Raw genomic sequence first — 11325 nt, 5'->3', positions numbered from 1 at the left:
TTATGAAGATGAAAAAGAAATTTTTAATATTAAGTTTTGCACTTGGCTTGTTAGTAAGCTCGTGTGAAAAAATGGTAGAGGTGGAGCCAAAAAATCAGATTTCTGATAAGTCGGCATTGAGTACCATCGTTGGTTATGAGTCATTACTTAACTCAGTATATTCAAGATTAATTGCTTTTAACTATTATGGAAGAGATTTCATCTTGTTAGGAGATGTAATGGCGGATAATATTTACACTGAGCTAACTTACGCAAACGGTAGGTATATCGGACAAAACTCAAACCAAGTAAACTCGCATTACAATATTTGGACTACAGCTTATGCAGCGATCAATGATGCCAACATCATTATTCAAACTATTGATGCTTCTGCTGATAATAGCCCTGCTGCGTTAGCTAAAAAACCGCAAATTAAAGCTGAAGCATTAGCTTTAAGAGCGATGTTATATTTTGACTTAGCTCGTGTTTACGGTTATGAGCCAACTAACATTACTACTGCAGGTGGAGGATTTGACAAAAGTGTTCCTTTGCGTTTGAAAGCTACTTTAGGCTTACCTGATGCTGAGCAAACTCCTAGAGCAACTGTAGCACAAGTTTATAAAAGTATCGAAGATGACTTGAGAGCATCAATCGCTTTATTCTCATCAGGCGCTACTGCTTCAACTTTAAGAATGAACAAAGGTGCAGCTTATGGATTACTAGGTAAACTTTATGTTTATTCAGGTCGTTGGGCTGAGGCTGTTACTGAATTAGACAATGCTATGAGCACTGCAAATACTGCAGCAAGATTAGCTGGCGCTGGTCAGTATGTAGCTGCTTTTAAAGCTTTGCCTAACCCTGAGTCTCTTTTTGAATTATCTATCAATGCAGCAACTCAATTAGGTGGTGTAACTGGTAGTAACGAGTCTCTTTACACTTATACGCATCCAAATGGATACAACGGTATCTCTACTTTCGGTGGACAAACTGTTTCTGATGAGTTAAGAGCACTTTTCACTACAGGTGACGATCGTTTGGGAATGATTTTCCAATTTGGTGGTAGCTCAGCAGCTCCAACACCTTTGTTTAACTGGGCTGATAAATATTCAGCAGCAAGAGGTGCTTACGCAGATAACCCTAAAGTGATGCGTTTTGCTGATTTATTGTTATTGAAAGCTGAGGCTTTAGCTGGTCAAACTCAATATGCTTCTGCTGCAACTGTAGTAACTCAATTGAGAGCAGCTAGAAATGCAACTGGAGTTACCGTACCTACAGATATCAACGTGGTTAACTTCATCCAGCAAGAGCGTAGAAGAGAGCTTTTCTTCGAAGGACATCGTTGGTTTGATCTTAAGAGGCTTGCTGGTGGTATCACTAAACCAGCTAAAACTGGTGTAGGTACAATTGTAGCAACTGATTTCAAATTATTGGCCCCTATTCCAAATGCGGAACAATTATTAGGGATTCAAAAAAATCCAGGATACTAAAATTTTAAAAGATGAAAAAAGTAATTTTATACATATTCTCAGCTGTACTGTTGGGCTCGATTATGGTAGGTTGTATGCCGAAGGATGAATTAACTTACACTGGTCCTACTGTAGTGGAATTTAAAAATCATTTGCAAGGATTTAACACAACTAAGCTTGCTGCAATGGGCGTTTCTTCAACTGGACAAACAATGGTGTCTAGAAGAGTTAATGTTAACACAAGAGGAACTGACACAATCTACGTTCAGTTAGTTGGTCCGCAATCTGCTTCAGCTACTGAAATTGGTTTCGCAGTTGAAACAAGCAGCACTGCAGTTGCAGGTACACACTATAACTTCAGACCTGTAGGTGCAAACAAGTTAACTATCCCAGCTAACTCATCAACTGGGTATATTTTAGTTGATATGATTCCAGGATCAATTGCTGGAACTGCAACTTTCCCATTAAGAGTTACATTAACTGGAAATGGTACTGTTGCTCCAAGTGCAAACTACAAAACGTTTACACTTACTTTAGGAAACTAAAATCCAAAAACTATAAGGCTCTTCTGTAAAAAGAAGAGCCTTTTTTTATTTTTAACGCTTATATCTAATTTATCTTTTTATGATAAGGAATTTTAAATTTTTACTCGGTGCATTTTTGCTATTAAGCAGTGTGGCTGTTAAAGCCCAATTTCTAGCCGATAACTTAGGCAGGCCACTAAGAAATGTGAGATACACAGATATTTCTGGCTCCCCTTATTTTAATGCAGAGTTTCAAAAAGGTATTGTGAAGTTTGGCTCGGCGAGTAAAGAGGTTACTGTGCTACTTCAATATGATCAAGTAGCGGATATGCTAACGTATAAAGACAAAGCAAGTGACGAAGAACTTAAGGAATTTGTAAATATCGTTTCAGAGTTTACCATCCTAAACGCTGGCACAGGTGCTGGTGCTTTATTCATTAACATACCTGAAAACGGTAAATCTGTTTATTATCAAGTTTTGCAACAAGGTAAAGATTTCAGCCTTTTAACTAAAGAGATTAAGAAAATAGTAGACGTAACTAGTTACAATTCTGCAAACAAAGAAAAACGTGTATCTGCAGCCGTAAAATACTACGCAAAAGTAAATGCTGATGGTACACTAAAACCAATAACTTTAGATAAAAAATCTATACTTGATTTTTTTAAAGGAAACGAAGCAAAGGTTGAGGAGTTTATGCAGAAAAATAAATATAATTTCAAGAAAAAAGACGACGTTATTAGTTTGTTCGCTTACATGAATGGAAATTAATTTCAGCTAACTTTTAAGCTAATTATAGTAGAGAATGCCACCTATTTGGGTGGCATTTTTTTTTGCAATTGAGTGGTGTTTTGCCGTTCACACTCTTCGTGATTTTAAAGTGACATTTATTCCTTTATGGAGTGTTTTTATGGTTTTATGTAAATCCTTTTTAATGCTGATTTTTAAAAAGTTACATCAAATAATTGATTAGTTAACTCGTTGTTTTTTAAAACTTTAGGTTGTTTGAAAGTCGGCTGAAAACTTGCCGTAGCAAGCTTGTTGTATCTATCTTGCATACTTAATTAACTATTAACTAACCTAATTTCTTTTTAAAACTTATGAAAAAACTTCTACAAAGTTTGTTCATTTTGCTATTTGTAGCCAGCGCTGCATTGGCGCAAAATAGAACAATTACTGGTACGGTTACTTCTAACGAAGACGGACTTCCAATACCAGGTGTAAGCGTGAAAGTTAAAGGGACAACAACAGGAGTTGCCACTGATGCCTCGGGAAGGTATCAAATTAATGCAAATACTGGTTCTACATTGATTTTTAGCGCAATTAGCTTTTCAAGCGTCGAAAAAGTCGTCACAAGTAATGTAATCAACGTCACTCTATCCAGCGATTCTAAACAGTTGCAAGAAGTAATTGTATCTGGAGTTGCTGGCGCTACAACTAAAGAGAAGATGACTGTTTCGGTAACCAAAATTTCAGCTGATCAGTTGACAGCAGTACCACCCACTTCACTTACCTCAGCTTTAACTGGTAAAGTGGCTGGACTAAAGGCTACTTCTTATGGCGGTATGCCTGGTCAATCATTAGATATACAGCTGAGAGCCGATAATAATTTGAATACTAGCGCTGCTCCCTTAATTATAGTAGATGGAGTTATCATTTCTGGCTCTTTGGCTGATATCAATGCCGATGACGTGGAGTCGATGGAAGTTGTTAAGGGTGCGGCAGCATCTGCTTTATATGGTTCTAGGGCTGGAAATGGTGTAATATCTATTATTACCAAAAGAGGTAAGGCTGTTAACCAAAATAATGTAGCAATTACGGTACGAAATGAGCTGGGTTTCCAGAATATTGCTAAAAAGCTTGAAACAGCGAATGCACATATTTATAAACTCGCTTCAGATTGGGAAACTTATAAAGGAAAATACACCAAATATGATGGCGTAACCTATCCGGCTAATTACTTAGCTGCAGGATACAGCCCGGGTATTTCTGGAAATAGGACGCCAGATGCGGATCATTATTTAGATAATCCATATGGGGTTGAATTTGATCAGCAGGGCGAATTTTTTGTTACAGGCTCAAACTTAACCAACTTTGCTTCAATTGCAACGAGGTCCGAGAAAAGTAATATCTATGCTTCTTTTGAAAATAATGCCCAGGAGGGAGTAATTGCATTAACAAAAGGATACAAGAGACAAAACTTTAGGTTAAATTTAGATCAGGACATTAGTAGCTGGTTAAGGTTTAGTATGTCAAACCTTTATATTTTGCGTAACGTGCAGTTTCCTGGTACATCCAACGGTGGAGATGCGTTGAGCGCAAATAATGCTGGTGGTATTTTTTACGCTATTGCTAGGCAAGAAAAGGATATCAATTTAGGTGGATCAAATCCAGATGGTCAACCCTACTATCTAAGATCCAACCACTTTAATCAGGAAGCTACCAACCCGCTCTATGATTTGTATAAAAGAAAGCGTAGTGAGGTAACAAACAGGTGGTTGGGGAACTACAATTTTAACGCAAAAATATCCAAATGGGCTAACCTCGATTTATCTCATTCTATTGAAACCGAAAACTATAAATACACGGTTATTACACCAAAAGATTTTTGGACGCAATCAGGAGGTACGGCAGCTACCAACGGTATGTCATATACTGATGGTGCTATGTCTATCAACAACAAAAAAACTAATAATCAAAATACCCAGTTTACATTAAACCTTACTGGTCGAATCAGCAGCGAATTAAACGTAAAGGGTAAGCTATCATATCTGTATGAAAACCGTAAAACGGAAAATAACTTCACTTCTGCGTCGAAATTTAAAATTTCAGGGATAGAGAATTTTAACAACTTTGAAACCATTAACTCGGCGGGTTCTTCGCAACAAACCGAGCGAGCACAAAACTATTTTGCAATTGTAGGGCTCGACTATAAAGACAAGTTATTGTTGGATGGTATGTTTAGATATGATGGTTCTTCACTTTTTGGACCAGACTCTAGATGGAATCCATATTATAGGATTTCTGCAGCCTATCGTGTAAGCCAAGATGTTAAAATTAATGGGATCGACGAACTTAAAATTAGAGCTGCAAGAGGAACTGCAGGTATCCGCCCTGACTTTAGTTGGCAGTATGAAGTTTATGCTTTGACAAACGGAAATGCATCACCTTCTCAAAAAGGTAACACCTATTTAAAGCCATCTAAAACTACAGAAAACGAAATTGGTTTGAATGTTAATTTCCTCAAAAAATTCTCTTTTGAAGCAACTTACGCATCGTCTAAAACAGATGACCAATTCTTAAATGTTCCATTAATCCCTTTCTTAAATGATGGTTTCCCAAATCAATGGCAAAATGCAGGAACTGTAAAATCTAAAACTTTTGAGTTTAGTATAGGAGCAAATTGGTTTAAAAAACCGAATTTCTCATGGAACACTAACGTCGTTTTTTCAAAAATCAGCCAAAAGATCACGAGCTTACCAATTGCTCCTTATGTTTTTGCTGATGGAGCACTTGGTGACCAATACATGTTTTATGTAAAAGAAGGTGAAAGTTACGGCGCCATGTACGGATATCAGTTTGTAAAAACCCTCGATGTTATGTCTCGGCAGCTTCCTACAGGTAAAACAATTAATGATTATGAGGTAAACTCCGATGGTTATGTTGTTCCAAAAGGTTCACAGGGTACGCCATCTGAGTTGCCAATTAGACTGAAGGAAAACGGAGCAGATTGGTATGGTAAAATTGGTGATGGAAACCCCAATTTTAATATGGGAATCTCAAATACGGTTAGCTATAAAGGATTTACCCTATATGTTCTTTTAGATTGGAAAAATGGCGGAGATGTATATAATGGAAAAGAGCAGAGGTTAGCATTTAACTACGTAAGTAAGCGCATGGATATGACGGATGTTCCGGTTGGCCAAAAGAAAGCTTATGATTATTGGTCCGTAGGTATGTACGATAAAAATGATCCTAATGCATATTGGGTTGAAGACGGCAGCTACTTAAAGTTAAGAGAAGTGGCACTTGGTTATACATTCAGTAAACAGAAACTACAAAATCTTTTTAAAACAAGTGTAATTAAGGGTGCGAACTTCAGGGTGTTGGCTCGTAATTTACTTACTTTCACTAATTATACTGGCTATGATCCTGAGGTAGGCTCAATTAGGGTGCCTTATGATGGTATCTATGCCAACCCTAATTACCGTAACGTTTCGTTTTCACTCACTTTAGATTTTTAAACTTTAAACATGAAAAAGTTAAAACTTAGTTCATATATTTTACTATTTGTTATAGGACTAGCAAGTTGTAAAAAAGGCTTATTAGATGTAGAAAATCCTAATACGCCAGATTATAAAAAAGTGTATTCCAGTGGGGCAGATGTTCTTAATGTAACCAGTGGGCTTTATAACATTGTGTACAAAGGCGAGAACTCGGCATCAGGCGTGAAGCCGATGTTATCAACGGCTGCAGATAATGTGACATGTTCTTGGGGTAATTTTGCAATGAGGGATATGTCTTTCGAACCAAGAAACAATGCTTGGGATAACTCTGCATCATACACCAATAATACGGTAACCAACTATACGTACAATCAAATGTACGCCGCAATTAACACAGCGAATTTGGTTATTAAGGCAGTAGATGGAGGTTTACAAATCAACGGGGGCGCCGACAATAATAAAGTGAAGGCATTTGCAAGATTTATACAAGGTGTTGCCTATGGTAATTTAGCACTTATCTTTGACAAAACTTTTGTTGTTGATGAGAAGCAAACGGTGGGGGAAGATCTTGCAGCGGCTTCTGATTATCAAAAAGTAGCGGAAGCAGCAGTAAAATACCTAGATGATGCTATTGCTTTATCATCAAATAGTTTTACCATACCCTCGGGATGGTTGGGAACGGCAGGCGATTATAGTAACTTAGAATTTAAAAAATTATGTAACACTATGGCAGCCCGCGTAATGGCTTACACACCTCGTAACAAGACACAGCTAGCGGCGGTTAACTGGTCTAAAGTGAAAGCCTATGCAGATGCAGGTATTACTACTGATTTTTCGGTAGTGATGGACGGAGCTGTGAAATGGTATGACGAGGCTGGAGATTATCTCACTGCCAATGGATGGGGAGCAGCAGATATGTATGTAGTTAATTTAATGGATCCAGCAACTCAACCATCTCATTGGGATGATAGCTCTACCTTTCCGTATCCCGCAAAGTCTACAAATCCTTCAGATAAAAGGTTGAATGCAGATTTTGAATACATTCCATCGAATTGGTTTAATGCAGCTAGAGGATACTATCATTTTTCTTCATATCGTAGCAAAAGATACGATGACATATATGTTGCCGCTATCGGTGCTAAACCAGTTGTGATGGCATCTGAAAACGATATGTTGAAGGCTGAGGCGAGAATTTATTCCAGTACTCCTGATTTAGCGGGTGCAGCAAGTATTATCAATTCTGGTACTAGAACAAGCAGAGGGCAGCTGCCGAATGTTAGTGCGGTACTTAATGACTTGATTAAAGCTATACACCAGGAAAGACATGTGGAAATGTATACTACGGGCGTTGGTTTGCAGTTTTTTGAAATGCGTAAGCTAAACCTTTTACAAAAGGGTACGCCGTTACACTTTCCTATACCTGCCAAGCAGCTCCAAACCTTACGTGTAGCCACACCATTTTATACATTTGGCACAGTCGCAAAGGCAGATGGTATTAATACATCAAATGGTGGTTGGAGATAAATGGATTTTCGACATATAATTGAAGAAATAACATCGTTAAAATGATTGGGTAGCAGCTAGATTATCTAGCTGCTATTTTTATACATTCACCTCAAATATTTTTCAATATACTATTGAGGAAAATTACATAGGACAACCTTATCTACCACAAACCTCTATCCATTTAATGGATATCCAACCTTATTTGGATTTTCGACGCATATTCTTATTTAGAATAAGACATGGTTTTCTAAAATAGGCTCAGAGAGTTTCTAATCAACAAATGGTCGTCATTTTCGAGGATTTTGAAATCATAACGTATTATTTTTCAAAACTTTAGGTTGTTTGAAAGTCGGCTAAAAACTTGACGTAACGAGTTTGTTGTGTCTATCTTGCATCCATAATTAATTATTAACTAACGAAATTTTTTAAAAACTTATGAAAAAACTTCTACAAAGTTTGTTCATTTTGCTATTTGCGGCTAGCGCTGCATTGGCGCAAAATAGGACAATTACTGGTACGGTTACCTCCAAGGCAGATGGTTTGCCCATACCGGGAGTAAGTGTGAAAGTGAAAGCAACTAATGTCGGTGTATCTACCAATTCAAATGGAAAATACTCGTTTTCAGTTCCTGCTAGCGCAAAAATCCTCGAATTCAGTTCGCTTGGCTTTGTTGCAACTGATGTAGCCATTGGTTCGGGAAATGTGGTCAATGTTTCTATGGAGGCAGACACAAAAAATTTAAGTGAGGTTTTAGTTGTAGCTTATGGTACAACAAAGAAAAAGGCAATCACCGGTTCAGTATCCTCAATTTCTGCTGCTGATTTAGAGAATAGGCCAATCACGAACTTTACTGCAGCATTGCAAGGCGCCGCACCCGGTATTAACGTGCTATCGTCAAATGGCCAGCCAGGCGCATCTGCATCAATTAGGATTAGGGGTTTTGGCTCGTTTTCAGCATCTAGTAATCCGTTATATGTTTTAGATGGTTCTGTATACGACGGAAGTCTTGGCGATATCAATCCTAATGACATTGAGAGCGTATCTGTTTTAAAAGACGCCTCTTCTTCTGCGCTTTACGGTTCTAGGGGAGCAAATGGAGTTGTTATTATTACAACTAAAAGAGGAAAATCCACCGAACCAACATTAACCGCTAGTATTGTTCAGGGATATTCAGAAAGAGGTATTCCAGAATATGAAAGAGTAGATGCCTATCAGTATTACCCATTAGTTTGGCAAGGAATAAAAAACAATTTGATGTATACTGCATCCCCTGCACTTACGGAAGCAGCAGCAGCTACCAAAGCTTCTAACGACGTATTTACTAACTTGGTGTATAATCCGTTTAATGTTCCAGGAGCACAGCTAGTTGGAACTGATGGTAAACTTAATTCCAGCGCAAGCTTAATGTATAACGACTTTGACTGGTATAAGCCCATGACAAGGGCCGGTAAGCGTACGGATGCTAGTACAAATTTTTCAGGGCGTAATGACAAATCCGATTACTTTGTTTCTCTAGGTTATTTAAATGATCAAGGTTTTATTATTGCTTCGGACATGAAGAGATTTAATGCGAGGGTAAATGTCAATTCACAAGTTAAATCTTGGCTAAAAACAGGATTAAATTTGTCTGGTGTATTCTCAAATTTAAATAATGCGAGTGATGCGGCTACCGGAAATGGTAGTAGCTTCGTGAACGCGTTTAGTTTTGCAAGAGGGATGGGACCAATCTATCCAGTAAGAGCATATGACAACTCTGGCCAGCCGATTTTTAATACACTTACTGGGGCTCAATGGTATGACTATGGATTACATCCAGGGGCGCTTACTCGACCTCAAGGTGCTTCTCCAGGGCGTCACGTTATTTATGAAACGCTATTAAATGAAAACTCTTCTAGACGAAATCAACTAGGAGCAAGATCGTTTGTAGAAATTAAGTTTTTAAAGGATTTCAAATTTACTCCTTCTATTAGCATCGATATTAGAAATAATAATAATGCGACTTATTGGAATCCAATTGTTGGAGATGGTCAGACATCAAAGGGATATAAGTCTCAAAGTACTTCAACAATTCGCAGTTATACGTTTAACCAAATTTTATCTTACGAAAAGAGAATCAAAGACCATTCATTTTCTGCTTTGGTTGGTCATGAAAACTATGACTATAATTATAGAACTTTTAATGCAAGTAGAACACAGTTAACCCTACAAGGAAATACTGAGTTCCCTAATTTCGTTACAAATAACTCATCAGGTGGGCAGGCTGATAATGACAGAATTGAGTCTTACTTCTCTAAAGTAACCTATAATTTCAAAGAAAAATACTTCTTCGATGCATCGTTAAGAACAGATGGGTCTTCACGATTTAGTGCTGGCGCTAGATGGGGTGTTTTCTATTCTTTGGGAGCATCATGGGCTGTCAATAAAGATTTTCTCAAAAATATATCTTGGTTAGATGATTTAAGGCTTAAAGCTTCTTATGGAGAAGTGGGCAATGCAGCCCTGCTTAATGATGGAAATCAAAATTATTATGCCGATAGAGCATTTTACGACTTAGGATGGAACAATGGGGCGGAACCCGGGGCCCTATTAGTTAGCGCTTCTAATCCTGCACTTAAATGGGAATCGCAAAACACATTAAATGCCGGCCTAAGTTTTTCGGTATTTAAGAATAGATTGTCCGGAGAAGTTGAGTTTTTTAGAAAAAATGTTGAAGACTTACTGTTTAATGTGCCGCAACCGCTTTCTGATCCTGTTACTTCTATTCCGCAGAACGTTGGAGCAATGTATAACCAAGGTTTAGAAGTTTCATTAAACGGAGATGCAATCAGAACTGCGAATTTCAAATGGAATGTTTCGACCAATGCTACGTTTTTAAAGAATAAAGTTACTAAGCTTCCAGCTGAAACACCAACAATTATAAGTGGAACTAAAAGAAGAGAAGTTGGTTATGACTATTACCAGTTTTGGTTAAGACAATATGCAGGGGTGGATCCTGCCGATGGAGCAGCACTATATATTCCAGACTACACAACGACAATAGCCGCTACAGCGAAAAGAACTGTTAATGGTGTGGAGTACGTTACTGTACAGTCAAACGCTTTGTTTGCAAGATCGGGAACAGCAATTCCAGATATGATAGGATCTTTGAATAATACTTTCACTTATAAGGACTTTTCATTATCAGTACAATTAAATTACCAAATAGGCGGAAAGTTTTACGACGGGGTATATGCAGGTCTGATGGGCGGAGCTTCTTACGGCGGTGCACTACATAAAGACTTACTAAATGCTTGGACACCAACTAATCCCACTTCAAATATCCCGAGGTATGATGTAGGTAATACCACCAATATCAATGCCGCGTCTACTAGATGGCTAATTGATGCTTCTTACTTAGCACTACGTAATATTAATTTGTCTTACTCCCTTCCAAAATCAATGTTAAATAAAGTTGATTTGAGAAGTGCCAGATTATTCGTTACAGCGGAAAACTTGCATCTATTCTCAAAAAGAAAAGGTTTGAATCCGACAGAATCTTTTGACGGAACTAACGGGAATGTGTTCCCGCAAGCCAGAATTTTGAGTATTGGACTTAACGCATCATTTTAATTTAAGAATTTAATCAT

The 11325-nt window shown here is 37.8% G+C and carries 6 protein-coding genes; all 6 read left to right on the top strand.

Annotated elements, in window-relative coordinates; translation table 11 throughout:
• Window positions 1-8: 8 nt before the first annotated feature.
• The gene (locus DUT68_RS12745) at window positions 9-1466 is read left to right on the top strand and encodes a RagB/SusD family nutrient uptake outer membrane protein (protein WP_198659595.1); all 1458 of its coding nucleotides are present in this window, start codon (window positions 9-11) and stop codon (window positions 1464-1466) included.
• A gap of 11 nt (window positions 1467-1477) precedes the next feature.
• Complete coding sequence (locus DUT68_RS12740) at window positions 1478-1990, top strand: hypothetical protein (protein WP_113638588.1); 513 nt, start codon at window positions 1478-1480, stop codon at window positions 1988-1990.
• A 79-nt stretch (window positions 1991-2069) separates the two neighbouring features.
• Window positions 2070-2738, top strand: a complete 669-nt coding sequence (locus DUT68_RS12735; RefSeq protein WP_113638587.1) for a hypothetical protein — start codon at window positions 2070-2072, stop codon at window positions 2736-2738.
• A 329-nt stretch (window positions 2739-3067) separates the two neighbouring features.
• The gene (locus DUT68_RS12730) at window positions 3068-6211 is read left to right on the top strand and encodes a SusC/RagA family TonB-linked outer membrane protein (protein WP_113638586.1); all 3144 of its coding nucleotides are present in this window, start codon (window positions 3068-3070) and stop codon (window positions 6209-6211) included.
• A gap of 9 nt (window positions 6212-6220) precedes the next feature.
• A complete protein-coding gene (locus DUT68_RS12725; RefSeq protein WP_113638585.1) occupies window positions 6221-7717 on the top strand; it encodes a RagB/SusD family nutrient uptake outer membrane protein in 1497 nt (498 codons plus the stop codon).
• Window positions 7718-8134: 417 nt separating this feature from the next.
• Entirely contained in the window at window positions 8135-11308 is a 3174-nt protein-coding gene (locus DUT68_RS12720; RefSeq protein ID WP_113638584.1) for a SusC/RagA family TonB-linked outer membrane protein, read from the top strand.
• The last annotated feature ends 17 nt before the right edge of the window (window positions 11309-11325 follow it).

The sequence above is a fragment of the Pedobacter zeaxanthinifaciens genome (assembly GCF_003313335.1).
GTDB lineage: Bacteria > Bacteroidota > Bacteroidia > Sphingobacteriales > Sphingobacteriaceae > Pedobacter > Pedobacter zeaxanthinifaciens.
The sequence above is the reverse complement of the archived record's forward strand: the minus strand, read 5'-3'. Positions and strand labels throughout refer to the sequence as shown.